At 68.8% G+C, this 20,296-nt stretch carries 23 protein-coding genes; 8 read left to right on the top strand and 15 right to left on the bottom strand.

From position 1 onward, the window contains the following. Positions 1-17: 17 nt before the first annotated feature. A complete protein-coding gene (locus NNZ72_RS04820; protein ID WP_257313446.1) occupies positions 18-515 on the top strand; it encodes a DUF2231 domain-containing protein in 498 nt (165 codons plus the stop codon). On the opposite strand, the gene NNZ72_RS04815 is transcribed toward NNZ72_RS04820, so the two are convergent. The 4 genes from NNZ72_RS04815 to NNZ72_RS04800 form a co-directional block, all read right to left on the bottom strand. Further along, entirely contained in the window at positions 493-993 is a 501-nt protein-coding gene (locus tag NNZ72_RS04815) for a CopD family protein (protein WP_257313443.1), read from the bottom strand. The two genes, NNZ72_RS04820 and NNZ72_RS04815, sit on opposite strands and share 23 nt — an antisense overlap. Next, entirely contained in the window at positions 990-1,736 is a 747-nt protein-coding gene (locus NNZ72_RS04810) for a cytochrome c oxidase assembly protein (RefSeq protein WP_257313440.1), read from the bottom strand. The genes NNZ72_RS04815 and NNZ72_RS04810 overlap by 4 nt, the downstream gene beginning before the upstream one ends. A gap of 12 nt (positions 1,737-1,748) precedes the next feature. Beyond that, the gene (locus NNZ72_RS04805) at positions 1,749-2,168 is read right to left on the bottom strand and encodes a hypothetical protein (protein ID WP_257313437.1); all 420 of its coding nucleotides are present in this window, start codon (positions 2,166-2,168) and stop codon (positions 1,749-1,751) included. A gap of 197 nt (positions 2,169-2,365) precedes the next feature. Next, on the bottom strand, positions 2,366-3,445 hold the full coding sequence (locus NNZ72_RS04800) for an ABC transporter ATP-binding protein (RefSeq protein ID WP_257313434.1): 1,080 nt from the start codon (positions 3,443-3,445) through the stop codon (positions 2,366-2,368). A 100-nt stretch (positions 3,446-3,545) separates the two neighbouring features. On the opposite strand from NNZ72_RS04800, the gene NNZ72_RS04795 reads away from it, so the two are divergent. The 7 genes from NNZ72_RS04795 (at position 3,546) to NNZ72_RS04765 (ending at position 10,183) form a co-directional block, all read left to right on the top strand. Further along, on the top strand, positions 3,546-4,232 hold the full coding sequence (locus tag NNZ72_RS04795; protein WP_257313430.1) for a GntR family transcriptional regulator: 687 nt from the start codon (positions 3,546-3,548) through the stop codon (positions 4,230-4,232). Next, a complete protein-coding gene (locus NNZ72_RS04790) occupies positions 4,229-5,209 on the top strand; it encodes an alpha/beta hydrolase (protein ID WP_257313427.1) in 981 nt (326 codons plus the stop codon). Before NNZ72_RS04795 ends, NNZ72_RS04790 begins: the two co-directional genes overlap by 4 nt. Positions 5,210-5,233: 24 nt before the next feature. Continuing rightward, complete coding sequence (locus tag NNZ72_RS04785; RefSeq protein WP_257313425.1) at positions 5,234-6,436, top strand: ABC transporter substrate-binding protein; 1,203 nt, start codon at positions 5,234-5,236, stop codon at positions 6,434-6,436. Between the two features lie 95 nt (positions 6,437-6,531). Next, entirely contained in the window at positions 6,532-7,455 is a 924-nt protein-coding gene (locus NNZ72_RS04780) for a carbohydrate ABC transporter permease (RefSeq protein WP_257313422.1), read from the top strand. Continuing rightward, positions 7,452-8,285 carry a carbohydrate ABC transporter permease gene (locus NNZ72_RS04775; protein ID WP_257313420.1) on the top strand — a complete coding sequence of 278 codons (834 nt, stop codon included), beginning with the start codon at positions 7,452-7,454 and terminating at the stop codon, positions 8,283-8,285. Before NNZ72_RS04780 ends, NNZ72_RS04775 begins: the two co-directional genes overlap by 4 nt. Positions 8,286-8,309: 24 nt before the next feature. After that, positions 8,310-9,191: a sugar phosphate isomerase/epimerase family protein gene (locus NNZ72_RS04770; protein ID WP_306766200.1), complete on the top strand. Its 882-nt coding sequence runs from the start codon at positions 8,310-8,312 to the stop codon at positions 9,189-9,191. Beyond that, entirely contained in the window at positions 9,188-10,183 is a 996-nt protein-coding gene (locus tag NNZ72_RS04765; RefSeq protein ID WP_257313416.1) for a Gfo/Idh/MocA family protein, read from the top strand. The genes NNZ72_RS04770 and NNZ72_RS04765 overlap by 4 nt, the downstream gene beginning before the upstream one ends. A 27-nt stretch (positions 10,184-10,210) precedes the next feature. Here the strand turns inward: NNZ72_RS04765 and NNZ72_RS04760 are convergent, their stop codons facing one another. The 11 genes from NNZ72_RS04760 to NNZ72_RS04710 form a co-directional block, all read right to left on the bottom strand. Beyond that, positions 10,211-10,939: an SDR family oxidoreductase gene (locus NNZ72_RS04760; RefSeq protein ID WP_257313414.1), complete on the bottom strand. Its 729-nt coding sequence runs from the start codon at positions 10,937-10,939 to the stop codon at positions 10,211-10,213. A gap of 19 nt (positions 10,940-10,958) precedes the next feature. Continuing rightward, entirely contained in the window at positions 10,959-11,999 is a 1,041-nt protein-coding gene (locus tag NNZ72_RS04755) for a carbohydrate kinase family protein (protein WP_257313411.1), read from the bottom strand. Positions 12,000-12,009: 10 nt separating this feature from the next. Further along, on the bottom strand, positions 12,010-12,993 hold the full coding sequence (locus NNZ72_RS04750; RefSeq protein WP_257313410.1) for a beta/alpha barrel domain-containing protein: 984 nt from the start codon (positions 12,991-12,993) through the stop codon (positions 12,010-12,012). A 24-nt stretch (positions 12,994-13,017) separates the two neighbouring features. Next, the gene (locus NNZ72_RS04745) at positions 13,018-13,743 is read right to left on the bottom strand and encodes an SDR family oxidoreductase (RefSeq protein ID WP_257313407.1); all 726 of its coding nucleotides are present in this window, start codon (positions 13,741-13,743) and stop codon (positions 13,018-13,020) included. A gap of 11 nt (positions 13,744-13,754) precedes the next feature. Then, the gene (locus NNZ72_RS04740) at positions 13,755-14,525 is read right to left on the bottom strand and encodes an SDR family NAD(P)-dependent oxidoreductase (protein ID WP_257313405.1); all 771 of its coding nucleotides are present in this window, start codon (positions 14,523-14,525) and stop codon (positions 13,755-13,757) included. A gap of 14 nt (positions 14,526-14,539) precedes the next feature. Next, complete coding sequence (locus tag NNZ72_RS04735; RefSeq protein ID WP_257313404.1) at positions 14,540-15,601, bottom strand: ABC transporter ATP-binding protein; 1,062 nt, start codon at positions 15,599-15,601, stop codon at positions 14,540-14,542. A 9-nt stretch (positions 15,602-15,610) separates the two neighbouring features. After that, on the bottom strand, positions 15,611-16,654 hold the full coding sequence (locus NNZ72_RS04730; RefSeq protein WP_257313402.1) for an NAD(P)-dependent alcohol dehydrogenase: 1,044 nt from the start codon (positions 16,652-16,654) through the stop codon (positions 15,611-15,613). A 27-nt stretch (positions 16,655-16,681) separates the two neighbouring features. Beyond that, positions 16,682-16,915 (bottom strand): DUF2160 family membrane protein, encoded by a 234-nt coding sequence (locus NNZ72_RS04725; protein WP_257313400.1) that lies wholly within the window; start codon positions 16,913-16,915, stop codon positions 16,682-16,684. Positions 16,916-16,919: 4 nt separating this feature from the next. Then, the gene (locus tag NNZ72_RS04720) at positions 16,920-17,756 is read right to left on the bottom strand and encodes a carbohydrate ABC transporter permease (protein WP_257313731.1); all 837 of its coding nucleotides are present in this window, start codon (positions 17,754-17,756) and stop codon (positions 16,920-16,922) included. Further along, positions 17,756-18,640 (bottom strand): carbohydrate ABC transporter permease, encoded by an 885-nt coding sequence (locus NNZ72_RS04715; RefSeq protein WP_257313399.1) that lies wholly within the window; start codon positions 18,638-18,640, stop codon positions 17,756-17,758. The genes NNZ72_RS04720 and NNZ72_RS04715 overlap by 1 nt, the downstream gene beginning before the upstream one ends. Positions 18,641-18,717: 77 nt before the next feature. After that, complete coding sequence (locus NNZ72_RS04710; RefSeq protein ID WP_371747708.1) at positions 18,718-20,151, bottom strand: extracellular solute-binding protein; 1,434 nt, start codon at positions 20,149-20,151, stop codon at positions 18,718-18,720. Positions 20,152-20,296 lie beyond the last annotated feature (145 nt).

Raw genomic sequence — 20,296 nt, 5'->3', positions numbered from 1 at the left:
CGGAAGGGAGAACGGGCATGGAAACGCAGGACGAGGGAAATCCGGTCATCCAGAAGGTGGAGGAGAAGGACGCGAGCTCGCTGGTCGCGATCAGCGGCCACCCGCTGCATGCCATGAGCGTGCACTTTCCGATCGCCTTCGTCTTCGCCACCCTCGGCGTGGACGTGCTCTACTGGTGGACGGGCGATCCGTTCTGGCTGCGCGTCGGGCTCTGGTCCTCCGGCGGCGCGTTCTTCCTCGGCATGGCGGCCGGCGCCGTCGGGACGGCGGAGCTGCTGCTCGTGCCGGGCATCCGCGCGCGCGTGGCGAGCTGGGCGCATGCGATCGCCGCCATGACCCTCATCGCCGTGATGGGCGCCAACTGGGGCACGCGCGCGACGGACCTTTTCGACGTGCTGCCGCAGGGGCTGCTCCTGTCGGGGCTGTCCGCCGTTCTGACGGGAATCGCCGGCTGGCACGGCGGCAAGCTGATCTTCGATCACGGCGTCGGCCTCATGGTTTCCTCCAGGGACTGAACTCGCCGTAGAGGCGCCCGAGGCCGCCGGGCTCGGCGAGGACGTCGACGACGGCGAGGTCCATTGCCGGCTTGGCGAGGACGACGAAGAAGATCGCCATCACCACCCCGCCGCTCAGCACCGTCGCCGTGACGAAGCGCCAGACCGGATAGATCTCGCCCTCGCGGAAGAGCCGGATGACGACGAGCCCGGTGAGGACGTGGAGAACGGCGAGGACGCCGACGAAGGCGAGCTTCATCGCGAACCACGGCTCGAACGTCTGGCGCAGGAAGATCAGCGCCGTGCCCGTCATGACGGCGAGGAAGGCGGCGGGCGAGATGACGGCGATATAGGCGAACCGCACGAGGCGCTGCAGGCGCAGGAGCGCGTCGCGGTCCTCCACGTGCGCCCGCTGCACGTAGAGCCCCGGCAGGCTGACCACGCCCGCGGCCCAGACGGCGATGGCGGCGATGTGCACGAACTTGGCGAGCGCGATCATGGAGCCCGCCGATCGAGGGGCGCCTGCGCGAGGACGGCACGGATGCGCCACAGCACCGCCAGCAGATAGGGCCCGGCCGCCGGTACCCACATCAGCACGCCGGCAAGCTGCTGGTCCTCGAGCGGCGTCAGGCCGAACGCCGCGGTCGTCGCGAGATGCGCGTCGTAGAGGGGCTGGCGGGAGAAGGTGAGGAGGGCCGCGAGCATGCCCATCTGGAGCACGGTGCCGAACAGGAGGGCGCAGGCGTTGCCCGCCGGGGTGCGGGGACCGAGCGCCGCCGCCCAGAGCCAGACCGCGGAACCCAGCAGGGAGAGCTGCATCAGCCAGTAGGCGGCATGGGAGGAAAGCGCGAAGCCGTAGGCGGCCGGCGCGTGCCAGAGCCAGAACAGCAGCGTATGCACGGCGAAAGCGAGCTGCGACGCGCGGGCGAGCCGGGGCATGCGGCCGAGCGCCAGGGCGAGGAAGGGTGCGGCGACGGCGACCAGCAGCACGTGATGCAGCACCCGCGCGGAAAACAGCGCCGAGGCCAGCGCGCAGAGCGGCGAGACGAAGGCGACGACAAGGACCGCAAGCCCGAGCGCCGCGAAGGCGCGCCCGTCCCTGTTGCGCAAGAGCGCGACCGCGAGCACCGCCAGCGCCGCGAGCAGCACGGGATCAAGGTTCCAGCGCCACGGCAGGGACGCCGCGTCGGGCGCGGGACCGCAATAGATGTCGTAGAGGGCCTGCGGCATCGTCGTCTCCATTCGGGGCTCCGGTCAGGGCGGACCTTCGGCGCGCGGGCACGGACCCCGTCCGCCTCCGCCGCGCCGCCGGAATCGCCCCGGCTCGATCTGACATAGGTCGCGACCGCCGCGATTCCATCGTCGTCGTGCGTCCGGCCGAACGCGGGCATGGTGGACGGCGGGGGATGCGTCTTCGCCGGCACGGCGCGCGCCTTCAAGGAGCACGCGGATGATGGCGGCGGGATTGCCCGCCTTGCCGGAGCCCGCAGGCGGCGGGACGCGGCAGGTGCCACAATTGTCGGAACGGATCGCTGCGCCGGACATCGTCACGGCATCGGCCGGCTTTTCCGGCACGACGCGTTCCTCGCCGTCGCCGTCCTTGAGATCGATGGCTATCGCCGTCAGGTCCGTTTTCTCCGTATGCTGCGTCGTGCAGGCGACGACCCCGGACATGAGGCGCTGTGGGCGTTGCGCCCCGTCGGGCAAACCTCTCCTCGGCCAAGGGTCTGAACCATGGCGATCCGGAATGGTTCCGAAACGAAGATGTGACCGTGCCTTGCTGCGGATTTGACCGCGGGCTGCCATGAAGCCGGCAGCGCAGCCGGCGTTCGCATCAGGCCGAGACGGCTCTCGCCGCGGGGACGTTCCGTTCAGTTCATCCGGCGGCCGGAAGCCGCGTCGAAAAGATGGATCGCCTCGGTGTTCGGGCGGACATGGATCGTCTCGCCGACGCGGATCGGCGCGTCGCGCGGGAACTCGACCGTCAGCATGCGGGCCTCGCCGATCTCGACGTAACCGTAGGTCTGGCTGCCGAGCCGTTCGGCCACCGCGAGCTCCCCGCTGAACCAGGCCTCCTCCGGCGGACAGGGCAGGAGGTCCTCCGGCCGGATGCCGAAGGTCGCGGGACCGGCGGGCAGGGGCGGTGCGGCGCCGGCGGGCAGGGGCAGCGCGCGTCCGCCGAGCCGCAGCGCGGCGGCGCCGCCGTCCGAGGTGACCTCGGCCGGCATCGTGTTCATCGTCGGGCTGCCGATGAAGCGGGCGACGAAGAGGCTCGCCGGGCGGTGGTAGAGGTCGAGCGGCGGGCCCACCTGCTCGATCCGCCCTGCATTCAGCACGACGATGCGGTCGGCGAGCGTCATCGCCTCCACCTGGTCGTGCGTGACGTAGACGGTCGTCGCCTTCATGCGGTTGTGCAGCTTGGCGATCTCCAGCCGCATCTCGACGCGCAGCGCGGCATCGAGGTTGGACAGCGGCTCGTCGAAGAGGAAGGCGGACGGCTCGCGCACGATGGCGCGGCCCATGGCGACGCGCTGGCGCTGGCCGCCGGAGAGCTGCGCCGGGCGGCGGTCGAGGTAGGGCTCGATCCTGAGGATCCCGGCGGCCCGGGCGACGCGGCGGTCGATCGTCGCCGCATCGGTTCCGCGCATCCTGAGGCCGAAGGCCATGTTCTCGCGCACGCTCATGTGCGGATAGAGGGCATAGTCCTGGAACACCATGGCGATGTCGCGGTCGGAGGGCGGCAGGGCGTTCACGACCTTGCCGCCGATATCGAGGATGCCGCCGGAAATCTCCTCCAGCCCGGCGATCATGCGCAGGAGCGTGGACTTGCCGCAGCCGGAGGGGCCGACCAGCACCAGGAATTCGCCGCTCGCAATCTCGATGTCGACATCGTGGATGACCTGCAGCGAACCATAGGTTTTCCGGATCTGCCTCAATGCGATTGCGGTCACGGTTTTCTCCTCCAGCAGCCCGATCGGGCCTTGACCTTCATTATCGATATCAATATCAATAATGATACTAGCAAGGAATGGCAACTCCGCGGGCCCGTCGATGACCTACTTTTCTGCACCGTCGAATGCGCGAGGCGCGGCCCGGCTGGCGAAGTCGGCCGCCGCCTTCAACGCGCTGAAGCGGGACATCATGCTCGGCGTGCTGCCCGCCGGCGCGGCGCTGACGGAGCTCGACCTCGCCGCGCATTTCGCCTGCAGCCAGGGGACGGTGCGCGAGGCGCTCCTGCAGCTGCAGGAGGAGGGGCTGGTGCGCCGCCAGGGGCATCGCGGCACGCAGGTCTCCGAATGCACCGAGGCGGAGGCCGTGGAGATGTTCCGCGTGCGCCAGCAGATCGAGTGCAACGGCATCGTGCGGGCCTTGCAGGCGCCGAGCCGCACCCTCGTCGCCGACCTGAAGGCCCTGTTCGCCGACATGCTCGAGGCGGCGCGGGCGGAGGACGAGCTGGAGCTCGCCGCCTTCGACCGGGACTTCCACCGCCGCATCTTCCAGGACGCGCAGCTCCCCGCCCTCGACCCGATCCTGCACCGCTGCCTCGTGCACAACCACCGCTTCAAGATCTCGCGCAGCACCACGCCGCGCGACCTCGTGGCGACCGCCCAGCGGCACGGCACGATCATCGAGGCGGTCGAGAGCGGCGACGTGGCGAGGGCCGGCGAGGCGCTTCGCCATCATATCGCGACCATCGTCGACCTCGGTCCCGACGTCTTTCCGGATGCGACGCAATGAGCGCGATGTCCGACATGTCCCGGCTCTCGCCGGAAATGGCGGCGTTGCTCGCGCGCGTCGCCGCCGAGACCGGGCCGCAGGTCGATCCGACGACGCTGCCGCCGGCCGAGGGCCGGGCCCTCTCGGAGGAAGGCAACCGGCGCTGGAACGTGGACCTGCCGGCGATGGCCGCCGCGGGCGAGGCCTGGGTCGACGCGGATCCCGCGCTCGGCTCGGCAAGGGTGCGCGTCAAGGTGCTCGTGCCGCCGGGCCACGGTCCGGGCGCGGTCGTCTTCGTGCACGGCGGCGGCTTCGCCTTCTGCAGCCCGGAGACGCATGAGCGCTGCGCGCGCGTCCTCGCCTTGGAGTGCGGCCTGCCGGTGCTGTTGCCGGACTACCGCCTGGCGCCCGAGCATCCCTATCCCGCCGGCCTGACGGATGTCGTCGCGACGGTCCGCCGCGCCGTCGGCATCGCCCGGCCTTTCGGCGTGGAGAAGGGCCCGCTCGTGCTTTCCGGCGATTCGGCCGGCGCGAACATCGCGCTCGCGGCGATGCTTCACGAACAGTCGGCCGGGCGGCCGCCGGCGGCCGGCGCCCTGCTTTTCTACGGAACCTATGCCGGCGACTTCCGTACGGAGTCCTACCGGGACTTCGAGAACGGCCCGGGCCTGACGACGGCGAAGATGCGGCGCTATTGGCAATGGTATGTCGGCGACCGCGACGTCTCGTCCGATCCGCTCGCCTGTCCGCTTCTGGCGGCCGACGCCGCCCTTGCGGCCCTGCCGCCGCTTCATCTGATGGCCGCGGGCGTCGACCCGCTGCTGTCCGACACGCTCGCATTGCACGAACGCCTGAGACGGCTCGGGCGCGCGGAGGAGGCGGTGGTCGTGCCCGGCGTCACGCACGGCTTCCTGCAGAACACGCTCGACCTTGCCGCCGCGCGGGAGGCGCTGGCGGCCGCGGGGGCGGCGGCGAAACGGATGGCCGCCGGCAACTGACTTCGGTTTTCACAGGAGGAGACAATGAGAATCTGGAAGAAACTGGCAATCGGCGCCGCGCTCGCGACGTCGCTTCTCGCGGGCACCGCATCGGCGGAAACCGTCCGCTTCTGGTACCATTTCGACAACCCGGAGAATCCCATGGACGATCTGGTCGCCAAGTTCGAGGCGGCCAATCCGGGCATCGAGATCGAGGCCGAGAACGTCCCGTGGAACAGCTACTACGACAATCTCTATACCGCGCTCGTCGGCGGCAACGCGCCGGACGCCGCGATGGTCAAGCTGTTCGCCCAGCCGCGCCTGATCGAGATGGGCGCGCTGGAGCCGCTCGGCGAGCGCATCGACGCCTGGCCCGGCAAGGCGGACCTGCTCGACAACCTGCTGGAGCTCAACAAGGGGCCGGACGGCCAGCAGTACTATCTGCCGATCCAGTACGTCGTGCTCTATCTCTACTACCGCGCCGATCTCTTCGAGCAGGCCGGCCTGAAGCCGCCGACCACCTGCGACGAGTTCCGCGACGCGGCGATCAAGCTCACCAAGGCGCCGGCGACCTACGGCTTCGGCCTGCGCGGCGGCAAGGGCGGCTGGGACCAGTGGGGCGCCTTCGTGCTTTCGCAGGGCGCCAAGCTCGAGCCGGGCGGCCTGACGACGCCGGAGGCGATCGCGGCCAACCAGTGGCTGATCGACCTCTTCCAGAAGGACAAGGTCATCCCGGCATCGGCGCCGAACGACGGCTTCCAGGAGATCACCGCCGCCTTCAAGAACGGCATCACCGCCATGACGATCCACCATATCGGCTCGTCGAACGACATGGTGAAGGCGCTCGGCGACAAGGTCTCGGCCGTGCCGGTGCCGGAATGCGGCGGCGGCCGCTGGACCTCCTACGGCGACGAGTCGCTGGCGGTCTTCTCCTCCTCCGAGGTGAAGGACGCCGCCTGGAAGTGGATCTCGTTCCTCGCCGAGGGCGAGAACAACGTCGCCTTCAACAAGGCGACCGGCCAGATGACCGTCACCAAGAGCGGCTCGGAGAACTGGACGCTGCACGAGCGCCGCTTCGTCGACGCCACCGTGCAGTCGCTGCCCTTCGCGCACGTGCTGCCGCAGAACACCGCGACGTCGGAGTTCGTCAACACGGCCTGGCAGACCGCGATGCAGCAGGCGCTGACCGGCCAGATCACCTCCGAGCAGATGATGCAGCAGCTCGAGGCGCTCTTCGCGCAGCAGTAACCTCCCGGGAGCGGGCGTTCCGCGCCCGCTCCGATCTCCCGTCCGCTGCCCGAGCGGCGGCGGATGGGGACCTTTCGATTGCCGGAAACGACCGCATGACCGCGACAACCGCCCCGTCCCCGACCGACATCGCCATCCCGACGCCCTGGAGCGTCCGGCTGATGCCCTACATGCTGCTGGCGCCGGCGGTGCTCGTCACGCTGTTCATCGTCTTCTTCCCGATGGTGCAGGCGGTCGTCACCAGCCTCTACGACCTCATCCTCTGGAAGCCGAACGCCAGCCGCTTCGTCGGCTTCGGCAACTACGCGAGGCTCTTCGCCGACCCGGTCTTCTGGACGGCGCTCGGCAACACGGCGATCTGGATCGGCCTGACGGTGCCGCTGCAGATGGGGCTCGGCCTCGTCACGGCGCTGCTGCTCAACCGCGACTTCCCCTGGCGAGGCCTCGCCCGCGCGCTCATCATTATCCCCTGGGCGCTGCCGAGCGTGGTGATCGCGCTGATGTGGCGCTGGATCTACGATCCCAACACCGGCGTGCTGAACGACATCCTCGTCTATCTTTCCGTCGTGCAGTCGGCCGTGCCGTGGCTCGCCGACCCGGACCTGGCACTCTATGCGATCATCGCGACGCTGACCTGGCAGGGCTTTCCCTTCTTCGCCGTCATGATCCTCGCCGGCCTCCAGGGCATCCCGAGGAGCCATTACGAGGCCGCCTCCATCGACGGCGCCTCGGCCTTCCGGCAGTTCGTGCACATCACCCTGCCGGGCATCGCGCCGGTCCTGGCGACGGCGGGGCTGCTGCGCGTCATCTGGGTCGCCAATTCCATGGACGTCATCTTCGTCATGACCGGCGGCGGACCGGGCTATGCGACGCATACCCTGCCGCTCTACGCCTTCGTGCGCGCCCGCCAGAACCTCGACTTCGGCTACGGCACGACGATCGCCGTGACCTTCACCATCCTGCTCGGCGCGATCGTCGCCGTCTATCTCGCCCGGACCATGCGGGAGGTCGAACGATGAGCAAGCCGTCCACGCTCCGCCGCATCCTCACCACCGACCTGCCGGTCCTCGTGATCGTGCTCTTCGCCATGGGGCCCTTCGCCTGGATGGTGCTGACCTCGCTGACGCCGACCGACACGCTGAACGCCACCGGCGTCTCCGTCTCGCCCGCCGGCTGGAGCCTCGACAACTACGTGCGGCTGCTGCGCCAGACCTCGTTCCTCGGCAACATGCTCGACAGCCTCGTCATCGCCTGCGGCACGGTGGTGCTCGGCCTCGCCGTCGCGGTGACGGCGGCCTATGCCTTCTCGCGCTTCCGCTTTGCCGGCCGCAGGCTGCTGATGCTGCAGTTCCTGCTGATCAACATGTTCCCGATCGTGCTGCTGATCCTGCCGCTCTTCGTGCTGATGCGGAAGGCGGGCATCCTCGACACCCATTTCGGCCTGATCCTCGCCAATGCGACGGTCGCCATCCCCTTCGCAGTCTGGATGCTGACAAGCTATGTCGGCGCGATCCCGAAGAGTCTCGACGAAGCGGCGATGATCGACGGCTGCTCGCGGCTGGCGGCGCTGCGCCGGGTCGTGCTGCCGCTCACCATGCCGGGCATCATCTCCACCGGCATCTACATCTTCATCACAGCCTGGAACGAATATCTCTACGCGCTGACGCTCGGCGGCAAGAACGTGCGGCCCGTCACCGTCGCGATCCAGACGCTGATCGGCGAATACCAGATCGAATGGGGCCTGCTCGCCGCCGGCGCCGTCGTGGGCGCCATGCCGGCGACCATCCTTTTCCTTCTCGTGCAGCGGCGCCTGATCGGCGGGCTGACCCAGGGCGCGGTGAAGGGCTGACTGCGAATGAAAGAGGGACAGACCATGAACCCCGTCGGGTTGATCTCCATGCAATATGCGCGGCCGTTCACGGCGGAGCATTTCCCGCTCTTCTCCGAGATGCGGAGGCTCGGCTACGACTTCGTCGAGCTTCTCGTGCCGGAACCGGGCGAACTCGACCTGGCGGAGACGCGCCGCGCCCTGGAGGCCGCCGGCCTCGGCGTCCTGCTCGCCGCCCGCGTCAACCTGCAGCGCAACCTCTCCTCCGACGATCCCGCCGCCCACCGCGCCGGCATCGACTATCTCAAATACGCGGCCGACTGCGCGGCCGCGCTCGGCGCGCCCGTCGTCGGCGGCCCGCTGACCGGCAACCCGCTCGTCTTCGCCGGCCGGCCGCCGCAGCCGGTGCCGGAGGCGGAGCGCCTCGCCCGAAAGGCGCGTTGCGTGGCGGGGCTGAAGGAAGCCGGCGACCATGCGGCCGGCCGCGGCGTCATGCTCGCCGTCGAACCGCTCAACCGCTTCGAGAGCGACGTCCTGTGCACCACGCAGCAGGCGGTGGAACTGCTCGACGCCGTCGACCACCCCGCCGTCCAGCTCATGCTCGACACCTTCCACATGCACATGGAGGAGGCCTCGATCGCCGAGGCGATCCGGCTCGGCGGCAAGCGGGTGGTGCATTTCCAGGCCAATGAGAACCATCGCGGCTTCCCCGGCACCGGCGCGACGGACTGGGTCGAGGTGTTCCGGGCGCTGCACGAGATCGGCTACGAGGGCCCCGTCTCGCTCGAACCCTTCCGCCGCGACGACGATCGCTTCGGCGTGCCCTTCGCCCAGTGGCGCCCGCCGCACGAGGACGAGAGCGGCCGCCTCGCCGCCAGCGCCGAATTCATCAAGTCCCACATCCTGCTTACGGAATATCGTCGATGACACTCAAGATCGGTTGGATCGGCTGCGGCGTCCACGCCACCCAGATGCTGCTTCCGCAGCTCGTTCGCCACGACGTCCGGATCGCCGCGCTCTGCGACATCGACGGCGCCCGGCTTGCCGCCGCGGGGCGGCAGTTCGGCGTTGCCAGCCTGACGGACGACGCGGAAGAGCTCGTCCGCCGCCCGGACATAGACGCGGTCGGCATGGCCGTCGGGCCGGACCAGCACCTCATGTTCGGCAGGATGGCGCTGGAGCGGGGGCTTCCCGTCTTCATGGAGAAGCCGCCGTCCGGCAGCGCCGCCGGCGCGCGCGAACTGCTCGCGGCCTCCGAGAAGTCCGGCAAGCCGCTGCTCGTCGGCTTCATGAAGCGCTATTCCGCCGGCAACAGGATCGCGGCCAACATCCTGCGTTCCGGGCGCTTCGGCGATGTCTACGGCCTGACCGGCTACTACATGACGGCGCCCGGCTATTTCGCCGGCAACGTCGACTATACCGGCTTCTTCCTGCACCATTGCGTGCACTACATGGACCTCGTCTCCTTCCTCGTCTCGCCGGTCGCCGGGCTGACGGCCCGCAAGGTCGAGAAGGACCGCGGCAAGGTGCTGTTCCACGTGCATTTCGATTTCGAATGCGGCGCGATCGGCACGATCGCCATGGGCACGGCGCAGTCGCGCGGCGCACCGGTCGAGCGGCTGGAGATCATGGGCGACCACCAGCGCATCGAGGTCGACAACGTCATCGAGGTGCGCTGGCACCGCAATCCGCCCTTCAAGGTGGACGACCCGGCCGCCACGCTTAACGATGCGGTCGACACGCTGACCTGGAAGCCCAACTTCACGGCCGCCGCCAACGAGGACCCCAAGGGATACCACGCGCTTTTGTCCGACGTCGTCCCGGCGCTCGCCGGCAGGGAGACGCCCGCGCCGACGATCCGCGACGGCGTGGTCGCCATGGACAGGCTGGAGACCCTGCGGCGCGCGCTCGCACTGTGACGGCGAGGGCGCCCGCCGTCCGCCCGCTCAGATGTCGAAATTGGTCGGCAGGACGACGATGTCGCGGATGGTGACGTTGCGCGGGCGCGTCAGCATGAAGAGGATCGCATCGGCCACCTCGGCCGGCTCGATCAGGCTTCCCGATTCCTTGGCCTTGCGCAGGTTCTCCTCCGGCCAGTCGGCGAGAAGCGCGCTGATCACCGGGCCGGGCGAGACCGAACCGACGCGCACGCCCTTCTTGTTGACCTGCCGGCGCACCGTCTGGACGAAGCAGGTCATCGCCCATTTCGACGCCGAATAGACCGGTTCCCAAGGGATCGGATAGTGCCCTGCCACCGAGCTCGTCACGACGATGTCGCCCGAGCCGCGCTCGATCATGTGCGGCAGCGCGTCGTGGACGTTCTTCATCACGACGTTGACGTTGAGGTTGAGCATGCGGTCGATCACCGCCGTGTCCGCCTCCACGAGGTCGCCGCCGATATAGGTGCCGGCATTGGCGTGCAGGATGTCGAGCCGGCCGGCGAGCGCCAGGACGGACGGCATCAGCGTCGCGCAGTCCGCCGGGTCGAGGAGGTCGATCACCAGCGGCAGCGCCGCCTCGCCCAGCTCCGCGCAGACGGCGTCGAGCGCCGTCCGGTCGCGGTCGACCAGCACCACGCGCGCGCCCTCGCCGATCAGCGCCCGCGTGCTCGCGAGGCCTATTCCCGAGGCCGCGCCCGTGACCGCCGCGACCTTGCCTTCCAGTTGCCTTCCCATGCCGGTCTCTCCTCCCGTGTCAGATCGATGTCGTCAATTCCGCGTCCCGCCGGCCCCAGGCCGCCGCCGTCTCCAGGCACTGCCGCCAGGAGGGCACGCCGTCCGTCGTCCCGGCGGTGCGCAGCGAGCAGGCGGCGGCCGCATGGCCGAGCCACAGGCTGTCCTCGAGCGTCCAGGCCTCGTGCAGGCCGTAGAGGAAGCCCGCCGCGAAGGCGTCGCCGGCGCCGTTCGGGCCGACGATCGCCTCCGCCGGCACCCTCACCGACGGCACGAAGACCGTGTCGCCCCGCCGCGTGACCGCGACCGCGCCTTCGGGGAAATGGACGGCGACGAGCCGCATGGCGCCGCGTTCGAGGACGGCGGCGGCCGCTGCCTTGCAGGCCGCCGCGTCCGCCCTGCCGCCGGGCGAGGCCGCCCTGCCGGCCAGCGCGCCGATCTCGCTGTCGTTGACGATCAGCGTGTCGAGATGCGGCAGGCAGGGCAGGATCAGCCCGCGCAGCCGCTCCGGCGTGACCGTGCAGAGTTCGAGATTGGTCTGGAGCCCCGCGGCGCGGGCGGCCGCGAGCACGCTCGCCCAGCCGTTGGGCTCGCCGCGCCAGGGCGCGTCCATCTTCGGATGGATGCCGGGCAGGCCGAGATGCAGGACGCGGGCCGACGTGCGGGAGAAATCGAAATGGTCGGGCGTGAGCAGCGCGGCGACGCCGAGGTCGGAGATATGCGTGCGCAGGCCGCTCGCCTCGGAGACGAAGGCCTCGGTCGTGTGGGTCGGCGCCCGCCGGCTCACCTGCAGCTGCCGGCGGTCGAGGCCGGCGCGCGCGGCTTCCGCGATCAGCTTGCGGCCGGCCGCGTCGCTGCCGACGAGCCCGATCGTCTCGACCGGCATCGACGGGTCGAGGCGCTTGATGTCGATCGCGAGGTTGCAGGCCGGGCCGCCGCCGCGCTCCTCCAGCCCCCAGGCGATGCCGACGCTGTCCTCGCGCGGCCAGGCGTCGATCCTGCGGTTGCGGTCGAGGCACCAGGTTCCGCCCGCTATGAAGCCGCGCCGCCCGCTTCCGGCCATCGTCGTTCCCTCACGCCTTCAGAACCTGTTCGGTGATCGCCATGTCGTCGTCGAGGGCGCGATAGGGCTTCTGGCCCTGCGCCTCGAGGTCGCCGTGATAGGCCCTGACCGCCTCGGCCGGCGACAGGTCGCCGTCGGCGACGGCGCGCATGTGGCGCACCATCGCCAGCGGGTCCTCGGCAAGGTTGATCTTGCGGCCGAAGAGGGCGACGCGCGCGCCGTATTTCTCCGCCTGGTGGATGAGCTCGAAGGCGTCGCGCGCCGTGCCCGCCCCGCCGCCGAGCACGCCGACCACGAGGCCCGGATCGTGGGAGGCGAGTTCCTCCAGCGCCTTCGGCCCGTTATAGGCGATCTTGAGGAACTGCGGCCGGTGCGCGCGGGTGAGGCCGGCGAGCGCCCGGCAGATGCAGTCGTTGACGTAGTGCGGCACCAGCTCCGGGGCGATGCCGGTGTCGACGTTCGGGTTGAACACTTCGAGGAAGTAGTCGAAGCCGTTCTCCTCCGCCTCCCGCGCGAAGTCGAGGAAGGCGGTGAGCGAGGCGTGGTCGGCGTCGAGGTCGTTGTTGAAGGTGATCGAGTAGAGGCCGAGGTCGGTGTGGCGGTGGCGGGCGGAAATCGAGGCGGTCCGGTAGGGCCGCGACGGCCTGCCGCTGTAGGTGGCGCCGCGGCCGATCCAGATGTCGGTCGCGTCGTTGGCGCGGATCGCCGGCTTGACGCGGCTGCCGTCGAAGGCGCCGGTCTCCTTGAGGATCTCGAGGTTGGAGGCCGAGGTCAGCATGATGTCGACGACGTCGTCGGCGATCACCGCGCGGATCTGGTCGAGGAACTCGGCGCGGGTGCGAAGCCGCGCATGGGTGCCGTCCCGTTCGAGCTTCGGCCCGCAGGAGGGGATGCTCGGCCCCATGTCGCCGTCCTTGGCGTCGGCGATGATGAAGTCGCCGCGCCGGTAGGCGCCGGCCTTGATCCGGGCGAGCTTGGCGTCGTAGCGGGTCATGTCTCTACCTCTCGAATGCGGGGATCAGGCGATCGTGTAGCCCCCGTCGACGGGCATCGACAGGCCGTTGACCATGGCCGCCTCGTCCGACAGCAGGAACAGGATGACCTCGGCCACGTCGTCGGGATCGGCGAAGCGGCCGACGGGGATGCGGGCGAGCATGCCGGCCGCCTTGTCCGGGTCGCTCCAGGCCTTGACCGCCATCGGCGTCAGCGTCACGGTCGGGTGCACGCCGTTGACGCGGATGCCCTTGGGCGCGAGCTCCTTCGCCATCACCCGCGTCAGCCCGTCGAGGCCGGCCTTGGAGGCGCAATAGGCGGCATGGTCGGGAATGCCGACGAAGGCGGCGACGCTGGAGACGTTGACGATCGCCCCCTTCGCGCCGCGGCCGATCACGTCGCGGGCATATTCCTGCGCGACGATCATCGGCGCGCGGGTGTTGACGGCATGGAGGAGGTCGAAGTTCTCGACCGAGACGTCGAGGAAGGATTCGAGCTCGGTCGTGCCGGCGCAGTTGATCAGGTAGTCGGCCGGCAGCGCGTTGCGCGCCGCCGCCCGCGTCGCCTCCGCATCGGCGAGGTCGACGAGGATCGACACGCAGCCGGTCTCGCGCTCCAGGCTTTCGAGGTCGGCGGGCGAGCGGGTGAGGGCGACGACCTTCGCGCCGCGCCGGGCGAGCATCAGTGCGGTGGCCCGGCCGATGCCCTTGCCGGCCCCGGTGACGATGACGCGCTTGTCGGTGAAATCCATGGCAAAACTCCCTACCAGCAGGTGAAGCCGGCATCCGCCTTGACCGTCGCGCCCGTCATCAGGCTGGAGGCGTCGCAGGCAAGGAAATGCACGACCGAGGCGATTTCGTGCGGCTGGCCCATGCGGCCCATCGGCGTGTCGCGCAGCCAGACCTCCACGGCCGACGGGTCGACGGCGGTCCGGGTCATCTCGGTCTCGATATAGGTGGGCGCCACCGCGTTGACGCGCACGCCGCGGTCGGCCCACTCGGCGGCGAGCGAGGCGGTGAGATGGTGCACCGCCGCCTTCGAGGCGTTGTAGTAGGTCTGCAGCTGCGGGCGGTTGACGATATAGCCGGACATCGAGCCGATGTTGACGATCGCTCCCCGCCGCGCCTTCAGCATGTGCCGCCCGAAGGCGCGGTTGCACCAGAAGACGGCGTTGTAGTTGACGTTGTTGACGTCGAGCCAGAGCTCGTCCGCCACCTCCTCGGCGGCCGTGCCCGTCCGGGCGATGCCGGCATTGGCAACCAGCGCGTCGACGCGGCCGTGCCGGGCGACGACGGCCTCGGCGAGGCGGTCGACGGCGGCCGAATCCGTCACGTCGAGCACATGGGTCTCGGCCGCGTGGCCCTTGCCGGCGAGCGTCGCCCTGCCGGCCTCGGCGATCGCCGCCTCGCGGTCGACGATGACGACCGTGGCGCCGGCCTCGGCGAGCGCCTCGCAGCAGGCGAGGCCGATGCCGCGCCCGCCGCCGGTTACCACCGCGACCCGTCCGTCCATCCGGAATTTCTCGAAGAACATGGTCTCTTCCCCGCTCAGATCCGCGCGCCGCTCTTGTCGTCGAAAAGATGGACGCGGGCGGGATCGATCAGCAACGGGACGGTCTCGCCCGGCCGCGCGGAGATGCGCTCGCGCACGGCGGCGTTGATCGCGTCGCCGCCGAGATGGGCGAAGATCTGCGTCTCCGAGCCGGTCGGCTCCAGCACCGAGATCGTCGCGGAAATCCCGCCGTCGCGCACGTCGATATGCTCCGGCCGGATGCCGTAGGCGACGGGTTCGGCGCGTGGCGCGGTGCCGGCGGGAACCGGCAGCACCGTGCCGTGGTCGCTGACGAAGGCCGCGCCGCCGTCGCGCGCCTCGATCCTGCCGCGGACGAAGTTCATCGCCGGCGAGCCGATGAAGCCGGCGACGAAGACGTTGGCCGGCCGGTCGTAGAGCTCCAGCGGCGCGCCGATCTGCTCGACATGGCCGTCGCGCATCACGACGATCTTGTCGGCCATGGTCATCGCCTCGATCTGGTCGTGCGTGACGTAGACGGTGGTGGTCTTGAGGCGCTGGTGCAGCTCCTTGATCTCGACGCGCATGGTCACGCGCAGCTTGGCGTCGAGGTTCGACAGCGGCTCGTCGAACAGGAACACCTGAGGGTCGCGCACGATGGCGCGGCCCATGGCGACCCGCTGGCGCTGGCCGCCGGAGAGCTGCTTGGGGTAGCGGTCGAGCAGCTTCTCCAGCGCCAGGATCTCGGCGGCCTTCCGCACCTTGGCGGCGATCTCCTCCTTCGGCCGGCCCTTCAGCTTCAGCGGGAAGCCCATGTTCTCGGCGACGGTCTTGTGCGGGTAGAGCGCGTAGTTCTGGAACACCATCGCGATGTCGCGGTCCTTCGGCAGGACGTCGTTGACGACGCGCCCGCCGATCAGCACCTCGCCGCCGGAGATGCTCTCCAGCCCGGCGATCATCCGGAGCAGGGTCGACTTGCCGCAGCCGGACGGGCCGACGAGGACGACGAACTCGCCGTCGGCGATCTCGATGTTCACGCCGTGGATGACCTGGAGGTGACCGTATTTCTTGATGACGTTCCTGACGGCGACTTCAGCCATGGGTTCTCCTCACTCAGGCAGAAGGATCTGCATCTTCACTTCGCCCTTGGGCGCGGAAGCGGCGATCTCGAAGGCCTCGACGCTCTCGTCGAAGCCGAAGGTGCGGGTGATCAGCGGCTTGACGTCGATCGCGCCGGACGAGAGCATGGCGACGCAGCGCGGGAAGACGTGCGCGTAGCGGAAGACATGCTCGACGCGGGCCTCGCGCACCATCGCCTTGCCGACGTCGTACTGGATCGGCGCCACCTGCGAGCCGATGAAGACCACGCGCCCGCCCGGGCACAGCGGATCGAACACCGCCTCGCCGCCGCTCGGGTGGCCGGAGCATTCGAAGACGATCTCCACGCCCCAGCCGTCGGTGGCTTTCAGGATTTCCGCCGCGAGGTCCTGCCGCCTGACGTTGACCGGCACGATGGCGCCAAGCCTTGCGGCGATCTCCAGCTTGGCGTCGTCGACGTCGCTGACGAAGACCCGGGCGCAGCCGGCGGCGAGCGCGGAAAGCGCGGTAACGAGGCCGATCGGGCCGGCGCCGATGACGAGCGCGACGTCGCCAGGCTTCACCTGCGCCTTGGTCGCCGCATGCACGCCGACGGCGAGCGGCTCGACCATGGCGGCCTCGGCGAAGGAGACGTTGTCGGGCAGCTTGAAGGTGAAGTCGGCCGGATGCACGACGGTCGGGCGCAGCACGCCGTGCACCGGCGGCGTCGCCCAAAAGCGCACCGCCGGGTCGATGTTGTAGAGGCCGAGGCGGGTGGCGCGGCTGTTGGGATCGGGAATGCCGGGCTCCATGCAGACGCGGTCGCCGACCTTCAGGCCCGTGACCTCGGCGCCCGTCTCGATGACCGTGCCGGAGGCCTCGTGGCCGAGGATCATCGGCGCCTTCACCTGGAAGACGCCGGTGCCGCCGTGGGTGTAGTAGTGCACGTCCGAGCCGCAGATACCGACGGTGTGCAGCTTGATGCGCACGTCGCGCGGCCCCAGCGTCTCCTCGCGCTCGATCGGGAAATCCCGGAGCGACAGCTTCATTCTTTCTTCGAGGACAAGTGACTTCATCGTTTCGTTCCGTTCCGGGAAAAGACCTCAGCCGCGCCAGACGATCAGCGCCGTGAGCGCGATCGCCAGCACGTGGCAGACGGTAAGCGGGATCGACTGCTCCAGGAAGCGCATCCAGAACAGTTCGAGCGCGACGAACAGGTAGATGCCGACGAAGAGGCGGTCGAACCAGTTGGTGCGGATCGGCAGGAAGCCCCTGCGCTCCTGCGGCGCCGGGCCGGTACCCGGGACGTCCTCGTCGAGGTCGCTGCGGTGTTCCATGGCGTCACTCCTTGACCGCGCCGAAGGTGAGGCCGGCGACGATGTGGCGCTGGACCATCGAGAAGATGATGAGCGCCGGGATGAGGGTGATGACCGCGATCGACGCCATGGTGCCCCATTCGGTGCCGGTCGTCGTCACGTATTCCGACAGGCCGGTGGTGATGGTGCGGGCGTTGAAGCTCGTCAGCGTCGCGGCGAGCAGGAACTCGTTCCAGGCAAAGACCCAGGTCAGGATGAAGGTGACGGCGAGGCCCGGCCGCGCCAGCGGCAGCACCACCTCGTGGATCACCTGCCAGGTGGTGGCGCCGTCGACGGTCGCCGCCTCGTCGAGCTCGCGCGGGATGCCGTCCATCGTCGGACGCAGGGTCCAGATCGCGAAGGGCAGATTGAAGGTGCAGTAGAGCAGCACCATGCCGACCTTGGAATCGTAGAGGCGCCACTCGCCGATGACGAAGACCTGGGTGAAGAGCAGGAAGAACGGCAAGAGGAAGACCGCCGCCGGCGCCATGCGGTTGGTGATCGTCCAGAAGAAGATGTTCTCCTTGCCGGCGAGGTCGTAGCGCGACAGCGCATAGCAGGAGAGGAAGGCGAGCATGGTGACGAGGGCGGCGTTGCTGGTCGAGATGATCAGCGAGTTGTACATGTAGCCGCGCAGCGTCGCGTTGCCGACGACGTTGACGTAGTTCTTCCAGTAGAACGTGTCGAGGATCAGGCTCGGCGTGGTGAAGAGGTCGACCGCCGGCTTCACCGAGATCACGAACAGCCAGTAGATGGGAAACAGCGTCGCCAGGCTGAGCAGGACCCAGAGCAGGACGTGGAGGAGGGGGCTCGACTGGCGCATCATTCTGCCTCCTGCTTCTTCTGGCGCGGCGCGACGAGCGCGACGTAGAGCAGCCAGCACATGACCAGCGTGAGATAGAGCACGATGACGGAGATCGCGGCGCCGTAGCCGTAGTCGGTCTTCGGGAAGACGATCTTCCAGATGTGCAGGCCGACGTAGCGGGTGGCCGCGCCCGGTCCGCCGGAGGTCAGCATCCACACCTCGTCGACGGTGCGCAGCGCGTCCATCAGGCGGATGAAGACGGTGGCGAGGATCGCCGGGCGGATCATCGGCAGGGTGATGTGCCAGAAGATCTGCCAGCGGTTGGCGCCGTCGATCTGCGCCTGCTCGAACGGCTCCTTGGGCAGCGACAGGAGGGCCGCGAGCAGCGTCAGCGTCACGAGCGGCGTCCAGTGCCAGATGTCCATCAGCACGGTCAGCGTGAAGGCCGCGCCCGCATCGCGGCCGATGTTGAGGTCGTAGCCGAACCAGGACTTGAGGAAATAGGGGATGATGCCGATCGACGGCGTCGTCATCAGCCGCCAGACGGAGCCGACGACGATGGGCGCGACGATGAGCGGCAGGGTGTGGATCGTGCGGAACAGGCCACGGCCGGGGAATTCACGCATGAAGAGCTGGGCGAGCAGGTAGCCGAGCGCGATCTCGCTCAGAACCGCGAAGAAGGCGAACTTGATCGTCACGCCGATCGAGAAGAGGAACTCGCCGTCGAACACCAGCCGGCGGAAGTTGTTGGCGCCGTTGTAGACCATGTCCGGGTTGGCCCCGAACGGGTTCCACTGGTGGAAGGCGACGTAGAGCACGTAGATGAACGGCAGGATGCCGAAGATGCCGAGGATCGCAATCGTCGGGGCGAGCATCAGCCAGCCCACAGTGTTCGAGCGCATGAAGGCGGTCTCCCGAGGGTCGTGCGCTGCACCCGGGCGGCGGTCCTGGGAGAGGCCGCCCGGGCGCAGGCTTCAGGTTACTTGCGGTAGCCGAGGTTCGTCAGTTCCGCCTCGGCGGCCTCCGCCATCTGGTCGAGCCCCTCGTCCGGCCCGATCTCGCCGAGCAGGATGCGGTAGAAGATCGGCGCCGTCGCCTCGCGCACCTGGGCGTGGAACGGGAAGGGCGGCGCACCGGCGAAGAGCTTGCCCTCGTTCTTGAGCATGGAGTAGTAGCCGTTCAGCTTCTTGTCCATGTCGATGACCTTGGGATCGTCGTAGGTCGCCGTGTTGGTGATGCGCGGTGCGGCGACCGCCCAGTCGGCCTGGACCGAATCCTGGCCGATGAACTGCAGGAAGAGCAGCGCCGCCTCCTTGTTCTTCGAGGTGATCGGCAGGCCGAAGGCGCCGCCGTCGTAGTAGCCGAGGTAGCCGGTGCCGGACTTCACCTCTTCCAGCACCGCCGGGTCGGTCGGCGGCAGCGCCACGCCGACATTGCCGACGACCTTGGACTTCTCGGCGTCGGAGGCGATCCAGGCGGCGTTCTCGCCGTAGACGAGGCCCTGGGCGACGCGGCCGGCAGCGAACGTCGTGCCGACTTCCGTCCAGGTCGAGGCGGCCGATTCCGGCGGGGCGATGTCGCGCAGGTGCAGCCAGTATTTCAGCGCCGTCTTCGACTTGTCGCTGTTCATCTGGCCGCCGTTGGCGACCGATGCGGCGTAGTTGTTGTTCGCGTCGATGCCCCAGTTGTAGACGCCGAAGGTCGGCGCGATCGACTCGAAGAACTCGTACCAGGAGGCCGGGTGGCCGGTGTGGGCCTGCGCCGTCGTGCCCCAGAGCTCCAGGCCGTTGTCCTTGCCGTACTGGGTGAAGAACTCGGCGATCTGGGTGTATTCCTCATGCGTGGTCGCGGGCTTCAGGTCCTTGCCCGTGGCCGCCTTGAAGGCCTCCTGGATCTTCGCGTCGCCGAAGAGGTCGGTGCGGTAGAGATAGACCTTGATGAAGGCTTCCATCGGGATGCCGAAGAGGTTGCCCTCGGCATTCTTGAAGTAGTTGGCGAAGGTGGTGAAGTTCGCCTCGTCGAAGTCCGGCGACTTCAGCGACGGATCGTCCTTGAGCGACTTGGAGATGTCGACGAGGAAGTTGCGCGCCAGATAGGCGTAGATGATGTCCTGCTCGATATAGACCATGTCATAGATGCCGGTCTTGGCTTCCATGTCCTTGATGGCCTTGTCGTACATCTGGTCCCAGGAGGTCGTCTCGATCTCGACCTTGATGCCGGTCCTCTTCTCGAATTCCGGGGCGAGCACGTCCTTGACGTAGTTCGAGGGCGGCGTGCTCTCGGTGACGCCGTGCAGCACGACACCCTGGTACTTCGCGCCGGCATCCGACCAGAAGTCGGCTTTCGCGGACATGGTGCCCGCCATCAGGCCGAGCGCGATGGCCGCCAGTCCAATTCCAGATTTCCTGATCATACACTCCTCCTTGAATGATCTTCGCTTGCGGGCCGCCGTCCGGCGGACCGTCCACGCCCGTCGTTCCGCAATGCCGCACGAATGCCGGCCACGCGGGCTCCTCCCCCGTGTTTCAGGCCTGCCGTTGCGACTTGGAATTTCGGCT

The sequence above is a fragment of the Shinella pollutisoli genome, from assembly GCF_024609765.1.
GTDB classification, from domain to species: domain Bacteria; phylum Pseudomonadota; class Alphaproteobacteria; order Rhizobiales; family Rhizobiaceae; genus Shinella; species Shinella pollutisoli.
This window is presented reverse-complemented; position numbering and strand designations above follow the sequence as displayed.